Genomic DNA, 21,514 nt, shown 5'->3' on the forward strand with positions numbered 1-21,514 from the left:
TTTTTATTTTTCAATATGTTTTTAGGAATTATGGAAAAAAAACTATTCATTTACTAGCTCATCTCCTTTTAACACATAGTGAAATTAAAGTTATACTTAATTTTTATAACTTTTGTATAACTTTAACATCAAATTATATTTATAGGGAAACAAGCTCCAACTTAAATTTATTCAATAACCTTAAAATAATTTCATACAAAATGCAGTGTTAAATTCTAAGTGATTCTGAGCATGTCTCACTATTTTAGGTATCCAAGTTTTGTAATAGATAATTTTAAAAGTCAACTTGGAACCCTATAGTTAAAAGTTAAAATAAACAGATAAGACTTTTAAATTATTTTCAAAAGCCTTATCTGTAAAAAACAAATTAATTACTCTATACTTCTTAATGAATCTATAATACTATCTTTAAACACTTTTCTTAATGGTAATAATGCTGATACTGCACATACTGTTATAGATATAATTAAGGAAAGTACTATTGAGACTATTGGAATATGAAATGCTATAATTTTATTTGAACTTCTCTTTACTATATAAGATAATATATACACTAATATTGTACCTAAAATTGACCCTGAGAGTCCTGAAGCTATGCCATAAAACAAACCTTCTTTTAATATCATTTCTTTTACTCCTTTGTTGCCTATTCCTATGGCTCTTAGCATGCTTATGTCTTTTTTTCTTAAAATTACACTCATATTCATAACATTTATAATGTTTATTATTACAACTATAAAAACAATAGCTATAAAGCTATATAATATCATCAACTGATCTTTGCTATCTTTTTTCAGTTTTTCTAGCTCACTTTTATAATCTAATAGGGTTATTTCTTTTGAATTTTTTATTTCTTTATTGATTAATGTTTTTACATTATCATACTGGTTTTCATCACTTAAACTTACCTTTAAATTACTATAGTTTTTTACATTTAAATACCTTTCCATAGCCTCATTAGACATTATAGTTGTTATACATCTTTCACTTAAGTTTACTTTACTTTCATCTAAAACTGCTATAACTTTAAATTCTACGGTATTATCACCTTTAAACTCCCCATGTTCATCATATAAAGGAATTTTTAACTTTACAAAATCATCTTCACTTACTTTACTATATTTGTTTTGTATTAAAATCACATATGGATTTTCTCTCATTTCTTCATAATCAATCTCTCCAAATTTAACAAACTCTTTAAGCTTTTCTATTTCATCTTTTTCATATCCATATGAATAAGAATTAAAATCACAAATTCCTTTATTTAAATTATCTAATGATGCTTTATTACCTCCATAATAAGCCTTTAAGTATTTATATCCTGAATCAGTTACACTATCCTTAGGTATCTGCAATAACATGTTTATATATTTCTCTTTACCTTTTATATTAACAGAAGGCATTTTAGATATATTTTCAATGTTCTTTTTGTTTATTCCTTGATTACCTTTTATTGCAGAAGATTTAATTATGAAATCTCCACCAAATTTATTTTTAAAATCTTTAATAGGATTCATTGTTCCTATTAAAAAATTCACTCCAAAAAACATTATTATTGTTATATTAAAAGATATAACTGTTGTTATAAAACGTTTTTTATTTCTAATTAAATTTAAATAGGCCATATTAGATATAAATGAGAAATTTTTTCTAAATTTTTCTTTTGGTTCTAATCCCGGTTTCAACATATGACCTTTTAGCTCTAAATTATTATTTGAGAAAATAGCTTCCATAGGTGTTATTTTTGAAGCTTTTTTAGCAGGGAAATATGCCCCACCTATTATAGAAAAAAATCCTACTATGCAAGACCACTTTAATCCATCTTTAGGTATATAAAAATTTGATATATTGGCATTATTTATAAGTAATGTTATAAAAGCTCCTCCAATCAATATACCTATAGGTATAAATATTATCCCTAAAGCAATACCTTCTAAAATAACTAAAACTTTAATTTTTCCTGGTGATGTACCTAAAGCTCTAAATATACCAAAATCTTTAGTTCTTTCTGTAACCATTATATTAAAGATATTATAAATAACAATTGCTGCTACTACTCCTACAATCCAAAATATCATTTTAAATATTCCATTAAAAACTTTCATTGCATTTAATGTAAATTCTTTAAAAGCATTTGTTCTTATAGACATTTGCTCATAATCATTAGTAAGTTTTAATATAATGTCAACATCTTCTAAAGAATATTTATCTTTTTTTATTCCATATGCACTATACTCTCCTGGAATATCTTTAACTATTTTTTTAGCACAAGCATTAGTTATATATGCCTTACCTCTATTTTTTAATGAATCTTCTTCTCTTGTGTACTTTATAACACCTACTAAAGTAAATTCATTTTCACCGATTAACTTCTTATTTCGTGAATAATTATTTTCATAACTTAAATTTATCTTGTCGCCTAATTTATAGTTTGGAACTATTTCATCTAAAATCCAAGATTCAATTGCTATTTCATTTTCTTTTTCTGGGTATTTACCTTTTAAAAGTTTAAAGTTTAAAATATACTTTGCATTTTCATCATAACCATCTATTGATATTTCTGTTTTAGAATTTTTAACTTTATGAATACCAACATTAGTAACTATTGTTGCCTTTTTAAAAATTTCATCTTCTTTGAATTTACTCATGTTTTTATATCCATTTTGATATGCCATAACATCATAAATTCCGCCAGAAGCATCTATATATCCCTGTTTTGCATTTTTAATTATAGAGCTTTCAATTATACTCAAAGAGGTAATAAGGGCTGCTGCTAGCATAATTGATACTCCTATTAAAAAATTTCTTTTCTTATTTTTTAATATATTACGTGGAATAAGCCCCCAAAAACTTTTCATTAATGAGTCCTCCTATCTCCACTTATCTCGCCGTCAGATATAGTTATTATTCTATCTGCTCTTTCTGCTATTTTAGGATCATGAGTTATCATAACTAAAGTTTGATTATATTTTTTAATTGACATTGTAAGTAGGTCCATTACTTCTTCACTATTTTTACTATCTAAATTTCCAGTAGGTTCATCAGCAAATATTATTGAAGGTTTTGTAATTAATGCTCGTGCTATTGATGCTCTTTGTTGTTGTCCTCCTGATACTTCCCCAGGAAGGTGTCTTTTTCTATCTGTAAGTCCTAAGGTTTCTATTATTTCATTAAAATAATCTTCATCAACTTTTCTTCCATCCATTAAAATTGGTAATTTAATATTTTCTTCTATAGAAAGTATAGGAATAAGATTAAAAAACTGGAATATAAATCCTATATTAGTTCTTCTAAACTTAGAAAGCTCTTTTTCACTCATAGAATATATTTCTTTTCCATTAATATACACCTTACCACTTGATGGTTTATCAAGACCTGCTAAAAGATGTAGTAGTGTACTTTTTCCTGAACCACTTGGACCTATAATGGCAGTAAATTCACCTTCATTTATACTAAGATCCGTAGGTTTTAAAGCTTTAACTTCCGTTTCCTTAAACCCATAACTTTTAGTTAAATATTCAGTTCTTAAAAGTTCCAAAAACTCATCCCCTTTTAAAATATATATAATATTTTTAATAAATAAATCTATTCTATATCTCTTATAGATTGTATAATGCTATCTTTAAACAAAGTTCTTAATGGTAATAATGATGCTAATAAACATATTATCAATGATACAACTATTGCAACCATGATAGATATAATTGGTATATTCCATGATACTGTTGCATTTATATGTTTTTTTATTATACTATACATAAAAAATGAAACTATAGTTCCTAATATAGAACCTGATACCCCTGAAAAAATACCATAAAAAAATCCTTCTTTTAATATCATTTCTTTTACACCTTTATTACTTATTCCTATAGCTCTTAGCATACTTATATCTTTTTTCTTAAAATTACACTCATATTCATAACATTTACAATGTTTATTACTACAACTATACAAACAGTTATTATAAAACTATATAGTATAAATACTCTAGCCTTGCTATCTTTTTTTATCTTTTCTAATTCAGATTTATAATCTAACAATGATAGTTCCTTTTTATTTTTATTTTTCATTTAATTGTGATTTTATATCTTCATATTTATCTTTATAATCTATATTTATTTTTATATTATTATAATTTGATAAACTTAAATATTTCGTCATTGCTTCATTAGATATTATAGGAATTATTGAACGTTCACCTATTCTCACTTTATTTTCATCTAACAATGCTACAACTACAAAATCAATAATTTTATTTCCCTTAATGTTACCGTTATTATCATATGTTGGAGCCATGATTTCTACAAGGTCTCCTACTTTAACTTTACTATATTGATTTTGGATTAATATTGCATATTGTTTTTCTTGCATATCATCTAAATTAATTTCTCCATCTATAACAAACTCCTTGAACCTTTCTATTTCATTTTTATCATATCCATGGATATCACTAATAAATTTATATATTCCATTATTTAAATTATCAAGTTCAGATTTATTTGATTTAGATTCAGCTTTTAAATAATTATATCCTGATTTAGTTAAAGCTCTTTTAGGAATCTGTACATTACAACTTAATACCTTGTCTTTTGAAACTACATTTACTGATGATAAATTTGATATATCATCTATAAAAGTTTCACTTATTCTTTTATCTGTAGATGTTGTTATAATAAAATCTGACGAAAAATCTTTTTTGAAAGATTTAACAGGATTTATAGTAGTTATTATATAATTGACTGCAAAGAACATTATTATTGTTATATTAAAAGATATGACTGTTGTTATAAAGCGTTTTTTATTTCTAATTAAATTTAAATAGGCCATATTAGATATAAATGAGAAATTTTTTCTAAATTTTTCTTCTGGTTCCAATCCTGGTTTTAACATATGACCTTTCAACTCTAAATTATTATTTGAAAAAATAGCTTCCATAGGTGTTATTTTTGAAGCTTTTTTAGCTGGGAAATACGAACCACCTATTATAGATAAGAATCCCACTATGCAAGACCATTTTAATCCATCTCTAGGTATATAAAAATTTGATATATTGGCATTATTTATAAGTAATGTAATAAAAGCTCCTCCAATTAATATACCTATAGGTATAAATATCACCCCTAAAGCAATACCTTCTAAAATAACTAAAACCTTAATTTTTCCTGGTGATGTACCTAAAGCTCTAAATATACCAAAATCTTTAGTTCTTTCTGTAACCATTATGTTAAAGATATTATAAATAACAATTGCTGCTACTACTCCCACAATCCAAAATATCATTTTAAATGTTCCATTTAAAACCTTTATTCCATCTAAGGCAAATTCTTTAAAATAATTATGGTATATAGACATTTGTTCATAATCCTTAGTAACGCCTAATATAATATCAATATCTTCTAAAGAATATTTATCTTTTTTTATTCCATATGCACTATATTTTACAGGAAAATACTTAACTATTTTTTTAGCATAATCATCAGTTATATATGCCTTACCTCTATTTTTAAATGAATCTTCTTCTCTTGTGTACTTTATAACACCTACTAATGTAAATTCATTTTCACCGGTTAATTTCTTGTTTTGTGAACTATTATTTTCATAACTTAAATTTATCTTGTCGCCTAATTTATAGTTTGGAAGAATTTCATCTAAAATCCAAGATTCAATTGCTATTTCATTTTCTTTTTCTGGATATTTACCTTTTAAAAGTTTAAAGTTTAAAATATGTTTTGCATTTTCATCATAACCATCTATTGATATTTCTGTTTTAGAATCTTTAACTTTATGAATACCAACATTAGTAACCATCGTTGCTTTTTTAAAAATTTCATCTTCTTTGAATTTACTCATGTCTTTATATCCATTTTGATATGCCATAACATCATAAATTCCGCCGGAAGCATCTATATATCCCTGTTTTGCATTTTTAATTATAGAGCTTTCAATTATGCTTAAAGATGTAATAAGGGCTGCTGCTAGCATAATTGATACTCCTATTAAAAAATTTCTTTTCTTATTTTTTAATATATTACGTGGAATAAGCCCCCAAAAACTTTTCATTAATGAGTCCTCCTATCTCCACTTATCTCACCGTCAGATATAGTTATTATTCTATCTGCTCTTTCTGCTATTTTAGGATCATGTGTTATCATAACTAAAGTTTGATTATATTTTTTAATTGACATTGTAAGTAGGTCCATTACTTCTTCACTATTTTTACTATCTAAATTTCCAGTAGGTTCATCGGCAAATATTATTGAAGGTTTTGTAATTAACGCTCGTGCTATTGATGCTCTTTGCTGTTGTCCTCCTGATACTTCTCCAGGAAGGTGTCTTTTTCTATCGGTAAGTCCTAAAGTTTCTATTATTTCATTAAAATAATCTTCATCAACTTTTCTTCCATCCATTAAAATTGGTAATTTAATATTTTCTTCTATAGAAAGTATAGGAATAAGATTAAAAAACTGAAATATAAATCCTATATTAGTTCTTCTAAACTTAGAAAGCTCCTTTTCACTCATAGAATATATTTCTTTTCCATTAATATACACTTTACCACTTGATGGTTTATCAAGACCTGCTAAAAGATGTAATAGTGTACTTTTTCCTGAACCACTTGGACCGATAATGGCAGTAAATTCACCTTCATTTATACTAAAATCTGTAGGTTTTAAAGCTTTAACTTCCGTTTCTTTAAATCCATAACTTTTAGTTAAATATTCAGTTCTTAAAAGTTCCAAAACTTTTCCTCCTTTCATCTCGCTTTAGAATATATAATATATATTATAGTTCATTTGGTAAATATATACTATATTAATATACATAATTTTCATAATATTCTGTTTTTATTTTAGCATTTTGTAAAAATTTAAATGTAATAAATAACTCTTAACCTATAATTTTATATAGAAAAAACCTGTGTTTAAAAATTTAAATTTTATTTTAAACACAGGCTTTTCATTATTATTTTTAATTTTTCTAAGTTAAACAATTCATTTAACTAAATAAACTGCTTTAGCCACTCTTTAGTGTCTTCGTCTGCAAATGTTGCTTCCACTGTTTTTAAATATATATTCTTATAATCATCATTATTTATTTTAAATTTCTCAAAGGCAATATTACATTCATTTGTCATATCTATATTAGAAACTGTTCTATTGTCTGTATTTATTGTAACGTTGATTCCATCTTTGTAAAAATCATAAAACGGATGGCTATCAAAAGATTTTACAGCCTTAGTTTGAACATTACTTGTTGGGCATGTTTCAAGGGTTATCCCTTTTTCTTTTACTATTTTATAAGCTTCATCACAGTTAGTTATAAATATTCCATGACCTATTCTTTCTGCACCTAAAAGTTTTACTGCATCTAAAACATTTATACCAAATCCTGTTTCACCAGCGTGAATAGTTACTCTATATCCATATTCTCTAGCAAGTCTTATGGCTTTTACAAACTCATGTACAAATCCATTTTCTTCTGGTCCACATAAATCTATGGCAACAACATAATTTCCTAAGAATTTTTTTCCTTCTTCAATAACTTTTATAGCTGCATCCTCGCCCATATTTCTCATACAACTTAGTATTAAATTTCCTTTTATCTCATACTTTTCTTCCCCAAGTTTTATACCATCAATTACACTTTGTATAATCTCATCTACTGATAACCCTTTTAATGTGTGAAGTAATGGTGCAAATCTTATTTCTATATATTTAACATTTTCCTTTGCTGCATCCTCTAATAATTCAAAGGTTATTCTTTTTAAACTTTCTTTTGACTGCATTATATCATTGGGTATTTTAAATCTTTCTAAATATTCATTTAAAGACTCACAATCAAATGGTGCTATAAGTGCCTTTTTTATATCATCTATATCATGTGAAAATAGTTTAACATCTTCCTTTTTAGCTAAATCTAGTATTGTTTCTGGTCTAACACTTCCATCTAAATGACAATGTAAATCTATTTTTGGCAAACAATTTTTCATTAATAAATTCCCCCTATTATATAAAATATTTTATGTAACATAACAAAAAAATTCCTGATTACGAAGAAGATAATGTTACACTCTCTTCTTCGTAATCAGGAATTTACGGTACCTGGTAGAGACCCCCAAACCATATTATTGGAGTTATACGAAGCTACTACTTTTTAGTGATTATAAATGGTTTAAAGAAAAGTGTCAATAGATTTTTATTAAAATTTTACATTTTAAATATATTTATATAGGGTTCTAAGTTGACTCTTAAAATTATCCACTCCAAAACTTGGATACCCAAAATAGTGAGACATGCTCTGAATCACTTGGAACTCAACACTATATTTTGTATAAAAATATTTTAAAGTTATTGAATAAATTTAAATTGGAGCTTGTTTCCCTATATTATTCACAATTAAACATATTTACATGCATATTAAATACATTTCTACATCTCTTTTGATGATTAGTTATTATATCTTTTAAATTCATACCATCTACAGCACCTGTTTTAAGATTTTTAAAACACTCTAAATTTTCAACATGTAATCTAATTATGGTTTCCACCATTGTATCATGTAACTCCATAGATTGGTCTAAAGTTAAATCCTTACTCAATGCCATAAACTCATTAAGCTTACTATTAAAATCATCAAACCATTTATTTAATTCATTGGTTAAATCCATATTTTCTGAAGGATTCATAGTTTTATTACACTGAAACTTTTCAACATGAAATTGAAATGTCTTTCTGAATCTATTTACATGAGTTTCTACTATTCTTTGAAACTCCATTTTATCCGGTGATTTTTCTTTTACTTTTTTAAAGCATGGTATGTTATTTGCATGTTGCATAAACATATTTTCAAAAAAGTTTACATGAAATTTTAAAACCTCATCATTACTTAACCTTCCTGAAATTTTTGCAAGTTCAAAAAAAGCTTTTTCAAAAGTTCCCTTTACTGCTTGTTTAACTAAATCCATTTGAACCATATTTCCTGATGTTTGCCTATAAAAACTATTCCAAATCTCAAGACCATTATGTTTTTGAATAATATAATCATTAGATTTATACCTGTCATTTCCTCCAGATATATTTTCTAAATATCTTTTATCAATACAAATTTCTCTTAACATAAACAAAACTCCCTTTTCAATACTCTATATACATAATATGTTTTAAATTACATAAAGTTCTTATTTTACACAAAACCATTACTGAAATAAGTTTTTATTTATTAGTTATATTTTTTTCTTGTAAATTCATAACAAATGTATTAATATTGTTTATAAATATTTTAATTGATAAAGGAGATTGCAAAAATGATAAGAAACGCAGACTATTTTATAAAATCTTTAGATATGATTGCTCATCCTGAAGGAGGCTATTTTAAAGAATGTTTCCAATCTGATGAAAACATAAAAGTTAATCATACTAATGACTCTAGACACCTTTGGACCAGTATATACTTTTTATTAAGAACTGGAGAAGTTTCTAATTTTCATATTCTTGAATCCGATGAAATGTGGTACTACCACAGTGGTTCCCCTTTAACAATATACATGATTTCTCCTAGCGGTGAACTAATAACAAAACAATTAGGTTTAAATATAGAAAAAGGCGAATCACCACAGGTTTTAGTTCCTAAAGGATACATATTTGGTTCAAGCATGAATGAAGATGGATTTGCTTTAGTAGGATGTATGGTATCTCCTGGATTCCACTTTGATGATTTTAAACTTTTCTCAAGAAGTGATTTAATGAGTAAATATCCAGAACATGAGAATATCATAGAAAAACTTACAAGAGAATAATAATATAACTTTTATTTTAAATTAATAATCTTAAGTAAAAGTGGACAGTTAAAAAGCATTGCTAACAGTAGCTTTTTAACTATCCACTTACTGAAATGGACAATTTTCAATTTTCTAATTTGCCAAATTTATAAATTAACATTTTAACTTAGAGTGTTAAATGTAAGTTGTCATCTGTTCCGCTAAAACTAATAATTCCTCTAAATATTTTTTAGCATTCTTCACCTCTTCAAAAAGCATATCTACTTCTGATTTGGTGCTTTGAGAGTTAGCTAAGGTTTCTTCTGAAATCGATGCCATATTTTCTATTCTGTCATTAATTTTTAAGTTATCATCATTTATTTGATTTATTCTTCCATTAACTTTTATAACTTTTCCTTCCAAAGTAATCATCTCTGTTTTTAATGCCTCTAAATTTTCAGTAGTCGTCTTTACTAAAGTATCTTCCTCACCCATTATATTTGAAACATCTGTTATGGATTGAGAAACATTTAAAACCTCACTTTCTAAACTCCCTATAATGTTACTTATCTCTTGAGAAGATTCTTTACTTTGCTCTGCAAGCTTTCTTATTTCTTCTGCAACAACAGAAAAACCTTTTCCATATTCACCTGCTCTTGCTGATTCTATAGCAGCATTTAACGCTAATAAATTAGTTTTATCTGATATATCTTCAATAATATTAATTATAGAAATAACTTTATTGGTTTTTGATACTAAATCCTTAGATATATTATGAACATTATCATTTTTGCTTTTTATTATTTTTGATTTATTTCCTAACTCTTCAACTATATTAAAAGTGTTTATAAAAGTATTTTTACTTTCAGTAAAATGATTACCCATTTCAATAGATTCTTTTACTGTACTTTCAATATCATTTTTTATATTATTTGATGCAACATTTTGATCCTCTATACTTACTGCTGTTACCTCACAACCATTTAAAATTTCCTCTATTGCAACTTGAATAGTATCAGAAGATTTTTCTATTATATTAAATGTATTTTCAATAGAATTACTATTAGTATTTAAAAGCTCTGTTGCCTTTTTCATTTGCTCTATTATTTCTTTTTGTTCACTTACTAGTTTAATAGTCCTTTCTCTTTCCTGTAATCCTGCTTTTCTAACTTTATTAGAAATTTTTGTTACCACATATGATAATATAAAGAATAAAAATATAATTACTTCTAAAAAAATAACCTTTGATTGTATCGCTACATTTCCAATATTTAATATAATCCAAATAATGTTAAATATTGATGCACCTATTAAAATTCTTAATAAAAATTTTTCTTCTAAATAAACCATGCAAATAACAACTAGTAAAAGTATAGGTATTGGTGACAACGTACTTTTACTTCCAAATAAGCCAATAGCATAAATTATAGCATAAGGTATACTTACTAATTGCCTTACCTTTTCATTTCCCTTATCTTTAATATAAAAACAAAACATTATAGCTGTAGAGATAGCTGCTATCGCTATTGCTATCCATGCTAAAAACTCACTTATAGCATTATGTTGAGACATAAAATATAGCCATATAGAATTAGCAAAAGACAATGTTAAAGTTCCAAAAACAAAACATTTATTAATTACTTCTTTAACTTTAAAATCTCCCATAATATTCTCCCATCTTTTAATATAAATTTAACATAATTATTAGTTATTGTTATATAATTAAATCATTTTTATAGTCTCCTATAAATTCTTATATATGTATTTTAATACATATATAAACAAAATAGTATACTTTATTCATTAAATGTAACAATTTTGTCTTAAACTTCCTAAAATTCCATCTTAAAACCATTACTTTCAAAACCACTATATTTGTATTTTTTTATATTTTGAAATTTATTCGTAGTAAATTTTATTTTCATTACGTAAAAAAGAGTTATATAATGGTAATTTTATAAGATTATCATTATATAACTCTAATATTAATTCTTTTAATCATATAGGGAAACAAGCTCAAATTTATTCAATAACTTTAAAATATTTTCGTGCAAGATTCAGCATTGAATTCTAAATGATTCGGAGCATGTCTCACTATTTTAGGTATCCAAGTTTTGGAATGAATAATTTCAAAAGTCAACTTGGAACCCTATAACATTTTAGTTTCATTGATTATTAAGTTAAATTCAGCCTTTAAAAAGTCTGCTGCCTTTTTACAAAGCAACATACGGGTAAGAAATATTTCAAAATATTCTATTAGCGGACATATAGTAGTATCTATTGTTAATGCTAACTCTATTTTTCTGCTTATTTTATGAACTTTTACATCTGCTTTTTCTACAGCATAATTTACTCTATCATGTATATCAAATGTGGCAAAATCAGTATTTCTTACCCTTGATCGTCTTACATCAACTTTATCAGCTAATATTAATGCTGCAGCTACTGGATTTATAGGAATTCCAACTTCTTCATCATGATTTCCAACTGAAGATACTATAATACCTATTTCTTCTGGACTCATACCTAATCTAGTTAAAATATTAAAACAAATACATGCTCCTGTTTGAGCATGCTCTTGTCTATTTACCATATTTCCAATATCATGTATATATCCTGCAATCTTTGCAAGTTCGACTTCTCTCTTACTAAATCCTAAATGCTCTAATATATTACCTGCAGTTTCTGCAACTTTTATTACATGCCCAAAATCGTGTTTTGTATATCCTTTTACACCTAAGTGTCTATCACCTATTTCTATGTAAGTTTTAAATTCTTTATTATTTTTTATATCTTCAAATGTTATTAATGGCATAAACTCACTCCTTATTATAACTATCCACTATTCAATAATCCTGAGTTTATTCTTACCTAAAATATTAGTTTTTATAAAAAAGAAATGCTAAATAAATAAAATTCAATATATTTAACTATACATCTTATGTTAAGGTTCAACGAAGTCCAACAAGCAACGTAAATGTTGATGGAACTAAATTTAAATACATCTTATGTTAAGGTTCAACAAAACCATATGCAATTAAGACATATTCATCAATTTTATTTAAATACATCTTATGTTAAGGTTCAACTTTTTAGCAAATATTATTGTTGGGTCTATCTTCAATATTTAAATACATCTTATGTTAAGGTTCAACGGTTTTTATCATACCTTCTAGTGTTTTCATAGCTTTATTTAAATACATCTTATGTTAAGGTTCAACTTTAATTATATTTTGTTGTGTTTCTGGATTTAATTGATTTAAATACATCTTATGTTAAGGTTCAACTCAGACCTTCTCCCTTTAAAAGTTTCATTTTTTATAATTTAAATACATCTTATGTTAAGGTTCAACTTCTCATTATCTTCATCAGTAGGCTTTCCTCCATCATTTAAATACATCTTATGTTAAGGTTCAACACTTTTGCAACTGCTGCTAATAACATTGGGTCTAATTTAAATACATCTTATGTTAAGGTTCAACGATGAAGTTATGTGCAATAGAATTTCTATTTTACAATTTAAATACATCTTATGTTAAGGTTCAACGGTAAGATTCTAGTTGCAGGTGACTTCAAACAAAGATTTAAATACATCTTATGTTAAGGTTCAACGCAATAAGTTCACCCTTAGGGTCATTTATTATTAAATTTAAATACATCTTATGTTAAGGTTCAACAATAAACAAAGAAGCAGAATACTATAAGGACTTAAATTTAAATACATCTTATGTTAAGGTTCAACATCAATTCATCTTCATAAGGAACTCTTATGAATTATTTAAATACATCTTATGTTAAGGTTCAACAAGGTTTGGCTATAAACGTGAGCGATGTAGCTGGATTTAAATACATCTTATGTTAAGGTTCAACAAAAATAAAGGACTAAGAGTAAAAGATGCTGATAAATTTAAATACATCTTATGTTAAGGTTCAACGAATCAACTGGACAAAAACACACAATTAGCTTTAACATTTAAATACATCTTATGTTAAGGTTCAACTAGGACAAATAGCGCTGGCGGATTCTGCTGGTGCTAATTTAAATACATCTTATGTTAAGGTTCAACAGAAAAATAAGAGAATACGCAACTAAAAATAATATATTTAAATACATCTTATGTTAAGGTTCAACTTTAGATGATACCATCTTAGGTATAACAATAAATATTTAAATACATCTTATGTTAAGGTTCAACGAATCTGTTTATATTGACAATGGAGAGACTCTAGAATTTAAATACATCTTATGTTAAGGTTCAACGTGTTCTTTCTCTTCGGTTTCAGCAAGATATTTTGCATTTAAATACATCTTATGTTAAGGTTCAACTATAACTGATTGGACTGATATTGTTTCTTTAATGAGATTTAAATACATCTTATGTTAAGGTTCAACCATTGAAAAATAGCCATTCTTCATTTTCCATTATACACCTTAACCATTGATTTTGCTAGGTTTTATTGTTTTTTTACCAGTGATTTTTATTTTTTAAAGAAAACCAACAAAACACCTTTTAAACTCAGTAATTTCAAAGCATTACAAGTTTTTAATAAATATTTTACTGGTAAAATTCATTATTTTTTATACTTTTTCAATTCAAAACCACTATTCTTTTATAAGTAAAATATATTTCATTCACAATAAAAACCTACTTTGAATTTTTATTTCAATAGTTAGAACATGTGTAAAAATTCACTAAAAATTATTCAAACAAGAATTTTATTTAAATAATAATTATAAAAAAACAAAAGTTATAATAATAATCCTTAGGAATGAAAACTAGATATGGATATATATCCATATCTAGTTTTTATAAAGACATATTAAATATTTTTAGCTACTTCATATGCACTCCAAATAGCATACATAATGTTTTGAACCTTATTAGCATCTCCAATTAGCCTTGCATTAGGAATATCAAATCTAACTTCATTATATAAATCCTTTTCAGATAAATATCCAATAGCTACAACAGCGCTATCAGCCTTAATAATTGATTCTTCTCCATTTGTATTTAATAAAAAACCTTTATCTGTTTTCTTGCTTATATAAGAATTTGTCTTAACATTAATATTATTAAATTTAATTAAATCATTAAGCATATCGTGATTTGCATGACATAAAGGGCCACCTACTTGTAGAATATCCTTTTGCATTTCTACAATCGTAACATCTTTTCCCTGTTGTTTTAACCAAAGAGCTGTTTCACATCCAACAAGACCTCCACCAATTACAACAACCTTTTCCCCAACATTTTTTCTTTCCATTAAAACATCTTCTGCTGAATAAACATTATCAGCACCTTCAATAGAAAGTGTTCTTGGAGTAGAACCTGTTGCTAAAAGTATCTCATAACCTTCAAACTCTTTAATACTGTCTTTTGATACATTCACGTTTAATTTTATTTCAACACCTAACTCTTTAAGTGTACCTTCATACCACTTAACAAGTGCACGATCATCATCTTTAAAATCTGGAACTCCTCCTGGTACAATATTGCCTCCAAGGTAACCATTTTTCTCAAGTAATGTAACCTTATGTCCACGAATAGCTGCAACTCTTGCTGCTTCCATTCCTGCAACACCGCCACCTACAACAAGTACCTTTTTAATACATTCAGCTTTTTCTAATCCATATTCTTTTTCACGTCCACAGGCAGGATTTACAGCACAAGATACCGTTGCAAAGTTTTGTAATCTTCCCATACATCCTTCTTGACAAGATAAACATGGTCTAACTTTATCATATTTACCTTCAAAAATCTTATTTGGAATCTCTGCATCTGCAAGAAGTGGTCTTCCTAAAGCTATCATATCTGTTTTTCCTGATAATATGGCATCACTTGATAATTCTGGATCTTCCATTCTTCCTGCTGTAATAATAGGTACATCTACTGCTTTTTTAAGTATTTCATTATATGGAAGGTATAGCCCTTTCTCTTGATACATTGGTGGATGACTCCAATACCAAGAATCGTAAGATCCAACATCTCCGTTTAAGGCATCATATCCTGCTGCAACAAGTATCTTTGCAGCTTCAATTCCTTCTGGAATATCTCTTCCTTTTTCTTCAAACTCTTCCCCTGGTAATCCACCTTTACACCAATCTTTAATGAAACTTTTTATACTGTATCTAAGAGATACTGGGAAGTCTTGTCCACATCTTTGCTTAATCTCTTCCACAATTTCACATGCAAATCTTAAACGATTTTCAAGTGACCCACCATATTCATCAGTACGATGATTAAAGAAAGAAATTGCAAATTGATCTAATAAATACCCTTCATGTACTGCATGAATTTCAACTCCATCAAATCCAGCTTTTTTTGCAATTTCTGCTGAATCTCCAAAAGCTTTTACATATTCTTTTACTTCTTCTGTAGTTAATTCACGACATGTAACTCCTGGTAAAAATCTATGTGGAATTTTAGAAGGTGCTACAGCTACCTTTCCTACAATAGATGGTATACTTACTCTACCAAAACCTGCTGATAATTGTAAAAAGATTTTAGCTCCATATGAATGAACTCTTTCTGTCATCTCATTACCTGTTGTAATAAAATTTAAAGGGTTAATTGTTGGGCATGGCATAGATGGTAATGCGCATTTTTCAATGGCATTCTCCACCATAGTTACACCTGTCATAATTAATCCTGTTCCACCTTTTGCACGTTCTACATAAAACTCAATTCCTCTTTTATTAAAACTACCATCAGCGTTACACATTCCACCTGGTCCCATTGGAGCTAAAACATATCTATTTTTAATCTCCAATTTTCCAATTTTAATTGGATCATAAAGCACCTTATATTTATCTTTCATTTTCTTTCTCCTTTCTGAATTCACATTTATATTTTTAATGTTTTCCTGTTAATTTCAGTATAGAGCATAAAGGAACTTTACTTTCAAGAGGATATTGTTATATTTTTATCGAAATCCATAATTCTATATAAGGATGTAACTTTGAGCCTTTCTCAACCTCAACTAATAATATCTTCCCCCAGGCTATTTCACCTAATTCCAACCCCTTTTTCATTATAAATTCAGAGGCTTCTTTAAATACTTTTTGAGGATATTGTGTAAAATCCTCATCTGCCATTACAATTGTATGTATACAAGATGTACTTTTCAATTCCCTGGTATGTAATCCTAATGGTAAGTTCAGTTCCTTCCTCTTTTCTGTCTTCACTAAATATCCAAAACTGCTCATTACCATTCTTGAATCAAATACCCCTAATTGAACTGTAGGCATTGCTTTTACCCATTGATGAATTATCTTTTGGGAGTTACGTTTTTTTGAAAGCCATCCACATTCATCATCACATATAATTGTTATTTCAGGTGATTTTGCAAACTCATATTTATTTAATAGTTCTTTAATTCTTCTTATACTAATAAGATGTTCTCCAATAGCATCTGCTAAATTCATATAATATTCAGCCTTTTTTAAAGCTTCTAATTGATACATTGTCTCTCTTTCTTCTATCAACTTATAATTATTTTCCTTCCCACCAAATTGTGTAATGATGGTTTTCATAGGCATTTCCATTGAACGATACTTCGTATAGGAAAGTAATCGAAATACATCTACAACATTATAATAACGATGGCCGTTTTTTCCTTTTTCCACTTCAATTAAATGCTCTTTCTCAAAATAGTGAATAGCACTTGTAGTACATCCAAGAATTTCTGCTAAATCTGTAATACTATATTTCATAATTTACCCCTTTCTGCATAAAGTAACTTTAGGTATTTATCGGTAAAATTCTTATATTTTCTACTACTTTAATTATACATTTAATATCCATCATATATTAAAATCTTTTTAAAATAAAAACCTATCCTAAGTATTAAATATAACACTTTAGGATAGGCATATTCTATTTGTTAATAAAATTTATATAATTACTTCATAAAATTAATGTAATTTAAAATACATCTTATGTTAAGGTTCAACCAGCAAACCAATACCAGGGCAAGTGGATTTGTTGAAATTTAAATACATCTTATGTTAAGGTTCAACCTTTTATACCATTTTACATTGCTGGTGGGTCTATTATTTAAATACATCTTATGTTAAGGTTCAACCGGGACTATCTATTGCAATGTAAACTAGGTCTATTATTTAAATACATCTTATGTTAAGGTTCAACATTCCACATTTTCTTATTATTTCTCTAATATAAAATTTAAATACATCTTATGTTAAGGTTCAACTAATTTTGAAGATGTTGGAATATATAGCTTTAATACATTTAAATACATCTTATGTTAAGGTTCAACGCGCCATCTGCTAATATAGGTATATCTTTACCAAGCCAATTTAAATACATCTTATGTTAAGGTTCAACAAGCACTTATGAACGGTAATAAACAAATGGTTGAATTTAAATACATCTTATGTTAAGGTTCAACTCACAAGAGTTACTAAATACTCAAGGTTTATTTGAATTTAAATACATCTTATGTTAAGGTTCAACTGTATAAAGCATTATGGATACTACAAGTATAGGGAATTTAAATACATCTTATGTTAAGGTTCAACTAGTGCGTTCCATGTACAAAAATGAATCAGGAGAGCTATTTAAATACATCTTATGTTAAGGTTCAACTTAATAAGGTAGGAATCAATAAGGTGTTTTTAAGATTTAAATACATCTTATGTTAAGGTTCAACATTTTACAATAAAAACTATATTTTCTGTTTTCTAAAGATTTAAATACATCTTATGTTAAGGTTCGACTGCTTATTCAACAATTAAATCTATAGACATAAATTTATTTAAATACATCTTATGTTAAGGTTCAACATTACATTATCATTAGGTGTTTTCTTGTTTAATTGAATTTAAATACATCTTATGTTAAGGTTCAACTAAAAAGATGGTGGGTATTAGGTGCAACAGAACCTTAATTTAAATACATCTTATGTTAAGGTTCAACTAAATGTAGGGATGATGGATTATTTATTAAAACTTCATTTAAATACATCTTATGTTAAGGTTCAACTCATAAATAAGACCAAGCTTCTTCATCTCATCTTTATTTAAATACATCTTATGTTAAGGTTCAACGTTAAAAGTTCTTTGTTTTCCGTATTCGCTTGTTGTATTTAAATACATCTTATGTTAAGGTTCAACTATTTTCTTTCCCTTCAAAACCATTAACGGAAAAAATTTAAATACATCTTATGTTAAGGTTCAACTTCTTCTAATCCGCCTCTTCTTCTACGAAGTCCTTTATTTAAATACATCTTATGTTAAGGTTCAACTTATCAGCTATCATCTTGTACCTATCACTTGAATAATTTAAATACATCTTATGTTAAGGTTCAACAGGAATTTGAAGAGACTAAAATAAGTATTCCATCATTTAAATACATCTTATGTTAAGGTTCAACCATTGAAAAATAGCCATTCTTCATTTTCCATTATACACCTTAACCATTGATTTTGCTAGGTTTTATTGTTTTTTTACCAGTGATTTTTATTTTTTAAAGAAACCCAGCAAAACACCTTTTAAACTCAGTAATTTCAATGCATTACAAGTTTTTAATGAATATTTTATTGGTAAAATTCATTATTTTTTATACTTTTTCAATTCAAAACCACTATTCTTTTATAAGTAAAATATATTTCATTCACAATAAAAACCTACTCTAAGTCTTTTATTTCATCAGTTAGAATAGGTTGGAATTTTAATTCACTTTATTTATAAATTATTTCATTAATATTATAAGTTTAACTTTATTATTAAAATATCATTATGTTACTTTTAATCATCCTTCAAATAAAATTTAATACATCTTACAATTAATTTATTTTTGTTACTTTTCCTATTTTTAATCCTTTTGCTATATCACTTATGGAGATATTATAATTAGTAGAACTTAAAGTTCAATAATCTATTTCATATAAAAGTATTTTAAAGTCATTAAATAAATTTGAATGCCAACTTGTTTCTCTATAGCTTCATTTTACTTCATAAACAAAAGCTTGTCTCATATTTTGAAGGAATTTCTCTCCTTCATATTTTAATAAAGTTTCCATAACCGTATTTTCAGTACAGTCTACGTATTAATTATTACTTTTATTCTTTTTATATAAATATTTTCCCACTGTATATTCAGCTAATTCAACTTTAACTAATATTCCACCAATAGTAGTAAAATTGCATGGATTATTTTTGGATATTTTAGGAAATTTTTCTTTATACCATTGTCTAGTTATTATTCCTTTTTCACTTATCTCTTTAATAGCTTCTTCTATTTCATCGTAAGTAACTTTCTTTTTGTTTTTTTTCCAATTTTATAATAAAATCCATCATCTATAATTTTTATTATTTCTGTTTCTTTCTTTGGTTTTTGAATTTTCATTCCAATAAATAATGAACTTTTTATACTATTTATATCTATAATAATTCCCCCTAATAACTAATAAATTCAAGTCTTCCATAGCCTACATTTGTTTTAGCACCAATTCCAATGTCTAAGAGTATTTGTTTGAATAGTTTCTTTTTTATGTCTGCTGATATATCTTTATTAAAATCTTTGAGTTTAAATCCAAAACACCAAACTACATTAGGCATCACCTTTAAAAACTTAATTGGATTAGGATTTTTTAATTTATCTTTTCCTTCACCATGTGGAGTTATATAATCCTCTCCAAGCAAACTATTTTTTTCCTTATTAATTTTATTCATCTCTTCTATCGTTGCCTCCATATCAATTGTTGCTCCTAAAAATATATCTCTTTCACTTGTTGACATATGGATGCTATTTTTATCTTTCGCCTTGCATTTACCTTTAAAAATATTATTAGTTAACTCTTCATAATCAAATTTTTCTTCATCAAAATTACAATTTTTTTCTTCCATTACTTCTTTTAAAATCTCTTTTATATAATTTTCCTTTTCTTTTCTCAACTCTTCATTATCTTTGTCATTATAAAAAACACTTCTTAACATCCCCTTAACTGATGATCCATTTATACAAGGGAGACCTGTAGTATAATCAAACTCTAATCCTAACTTAAATTCTCCTTTTCTTTTTATAATATGACTGTATCCTGTTCCTATTATAAGCCCTGGATATGTAGTTTTAAAATATATTTTATCTTCATACAAATTATCTTGAATTTCTTTTATAAACTCAAATTTATTATCATTTAAAAGTTCCATCTCACTATTTTCTATTATATTGTTATTTATACTAGTAAAAAAGATTATTATTTTCATCATACTGCTTATCTACATCTTTAGACGTCTGTATAATCTCCTTAGTAAAATATTCTCTATAAAATAAATATCCTATATTACTACTCATAACTCAATCACCTAACTTTCACCATCTTTTGTGAAATTAAACACCCTGATTGCTAACTTAATAGCTATAGTCGCATCTATTACATCTTTCTCAATTTTCTTAGTATCATTTACTAATACATAATTCAGGAGATTTTCATCTTCTTTCCATTCTATTTTTTTATTTTTATAAATAGTTTTTAAAATTAGCTTTGTTAGTATTTTCTTATCAGCATTTGATTTTGAATCATTTTGTTCATAAAAAGCAACTGTAGCTAATAATCCACTTTGAATTATACTTGCTCCAAAATTTGCTATGTACCCTTTATATTCTTTGGGAACTTGTCCAAATTCTTTATCTTGTTTTTTAAAAAACTTTTCATCTTCTATAAATTCATTTATTAAATCTATAGCAATTGGTATTTGTTTTTCTATTTCTCTTTTATTCATATAATCACCT

Annotated in this window: 15 protein-coding genes, 2 CRISPR repeat arrays and 1 riboswitch; of the genes, 1 reads left to right on the forward strand and 14 read right to left on the reverse strand. The window is 26.5% G+C overall.

Annotation, left to right across the window (positions count from 1 at the left end):
• Positions 1-371 precede the first annotated feature (371 nt).
• The 8 genes from CSGHG_RS15880 to CSGHG_RS15915 all read right to left on the reverse strand — a co-directional run bounded on the left by CSGHG_RS15880 (position 372) and on the right by CSGHG_RS15915 (position 9,118).
• A complete protein-coding gene (locus CSGHG_RS15880; RefSeq protein ID WP_010297464.1) occupies positions 372-2,858 on the reverse strand; it encodes an ABC transporter permease in 2,487 nt (828 codons plus the stop codon).
• Positions 2,858-3,538: an ABC transporter ATP-binding protein gene (locus CSGHG_RS15885; protein ID WP_010297467.1), complete on the reverse strand. Its 681-nt coding sequence runs from the start codon at positions 3,536-3,538 to the stop codon at positions 2,858-2,860. Before CSGHG_RS15885 ends, CSGHG_RS15880 begins: the two co-directional genes overlap by 1 nt.
• Before the next feature lie 47 nt (positions 3,539-3,585).
• Positions 3,586-3,882 carry an FtsX-like permease family protein gene (locus CSGHG_RS15890; RefSeq protein ID WP_010297471.1) on the reverse strand — a complete coding sequence of 99 codons (297 nt, stop codon included), beginning with the start codon at positions 3,880-3,882 and terminating at the stop codon, positions 3,586-3,588.
• A 2-nt stretch (positions 3,883-3,884) separates the two neighbouring features.
• Entirely contained in the window at positions 3,885-4,070 is a 186-nt protein-coding gene (locus CSGHG_RS15895) for a hypothetical protein (protein ID WP_010297474.1), read from the reverse strand.
• Positions 4,060-6,060, reverse strand: coding sequence for an ABC transporter permease (locus tag CSGHG_RS15900; RefSeq protein ID WP_010297476.1), 2,001 nt, complete (start codon positions 6,058-6,060; stop codon positions 4,060-4,062). Before CSGHG_RS15900 ends, CSGHG_RS15895 begins: the two co-directional genes overlap by 11 nt.
• Positions 6,060-6,740 carry an ABC transporter ATP-binding protein gene (locus tag CSGHG_RS15905; protein ID WP_010297479.1) on the reverse strand — a complete coding sequence of 227 codons (681 nt, stop codon included), beginning with the start codon at positions 6,738-6,740 and terminating at the stop codon, positions 6,060-6,062. Before CSGHG_RS15905 ends, CSGHG_RS15900 begins: the two co-directional genes overlap by 1 nt.
• Positions 6,741-7,000: 260 nt before the next feature.
• Entirely contained in the window at positions 7,001-7,990 is a 990-nt protein-coding gene (add, locus tag CSGHG_RS15910) for an adenosine deaminase (RefSeq protein WP_010297482.1), read from the reverse strand.
• Between the two features lie 72 nt (positions 7,991-8,062).
• A riboswitch (purine riboswitch) is annotated at positions 8,063-8,162 on the reverse strand.
• A gap of 224 nt (positions 8,163-8,386) precedes the next feature.
• Positions 8,387-9,118 carry a hypothetical protein gene (locus tag CSGHG_RS15915; RefSeq protein WP_010297484.1) on the reverse strand — a complete coding sequence of 244 codons (732 nt, stop codon included), beginning with the start codon at positions 9,116-9,118 and terminating at the stop codon, positions 8,387-8,389.
• A 186-nt stretch (positions 9,119-9,304) separates the two neighbouring features.
• Here CSGHG_RS15915 and CSGHG_RS15920 point away from each other — a divergent pair, with 186 nt between their 5' ends.
• Positions 9,305-9,796, forward strand: coding sequence for a cupin domain-containing protein (locus CSGHG_RS15920; RefSeq protein WP_010297487.1), 492 nt, complete (start codon positions 9,305-9,307; stop codon positions 9,794-9,796).
• Between the two features lie 156 nt (positions 9,797-9,952).
• On the opposite strand, the gene CSGHG_RS15925 is transcribed toward CSGHG_RS15920, so the two are convergent.
• The 6 genes from CSGHG_RS15925 to cmr5 form a co-directional block, all read right to left on the reverse strand.
• A complete protein-coding gene (locus CSGHG_RS15925; RefSeq protein ID WP_010297491.1) occupies positions 9,953-11,422 on the reverse strand; it encodes a methyl-accepting chemotaxis protein in 1,470 nt (489 codons plus the stop codon).
• Between the two features lie 484 nt (positions 11,423-11,906).
• On the reverse strand, positions 11,907-12,572 hold the full coding sequence (locus tag CSGHG_RS15930; protein WP_010297494.1) for an HD domain-containing protein: 666 nt from the start codon (positions 12,570-12,572) through the stop codon (positions 11,907-11,909).
• Between the two features lie 111 nt (positions 12,573-12,683).
• Positions 12,684-14,150: direct repeats of the CRISPR family, unit length 30 nt; unit sequence ATTTAAATACATCTTATGTTAAGGTTCAAC.
• A 428-nt stretch (positions 14,151-14,578) separates the two neighbouring features.
• On the reverse strand, positions 14,579-16,576 hold the full coding sequence (locus CSGHG_RS15935) for an FAD-dependent oxidoreductase (RefSeq protein WP_010297497.1): 1,998 nt from the start codon (positions 16,574-16,576) through the stop codon (positions 14,579-14,581).
• A 97-nt stretch (positions 16,577-16,673) separates the two neighbouring features.
• On the reverse strand, positions 16,674-17,471 hold the full coding sequence (locus CSGHG_RS15940) for a MerR family transcriptional regulator (RefSeq protein WP_010297500.1): 798 nt from the start codon (positions 17,469-17,471) through the stop codon (positions 16,674-16,676).
• A gap of 210 nt (positions 17,472-17,681) precedes the next feature.
• Positions 17,682-19,153: a CRISPR direct-repeat array (repeat unit 30 nt; unit sequence ATTTAAATACATCTTATGTTAAGGTTCAAC).
• A gap of 1,025 nt (positions 19,154-20,178) precedes the next feature.
• Complete coding sequence (gene cmr6 / locus CSGHG_RS21180; protein WP_010297506.1) at positions 20,179-20,991, reverse strand: type III-B CRISPR module RAMP protein Cmr6; 813 nt, start codon at positions 20,989-20,991, stop codon at positions 20,179-20,181.
• A 96-nt stretch (positions 20,992-21,087) separates the two neighbouring features.
• Positions 21,088-21,504, reverse strand: coding sequence for a type III-B CRISPR module-associated protein Cmr5 (gene cmr5 / locus CSGHG_RS15955; RefSeq protein WP_010297509.1), 417 nt, complete (start codon positions 21,502-21,504; stop codon positions 21,088-21,090).
• Between the last annotated feature and the right edge of the window lie 10 nt (positions 21,505-21,514).

Origin of the sequence: Clostridium senegalense JC122, assembly GCF_000285575.1 — a bacterium.
GTDB lineage: Bacteria > Bacillota > Clostridia > Clostridiales > Clostridiaceae > Clostridium_J > Clostridium_J senegalense.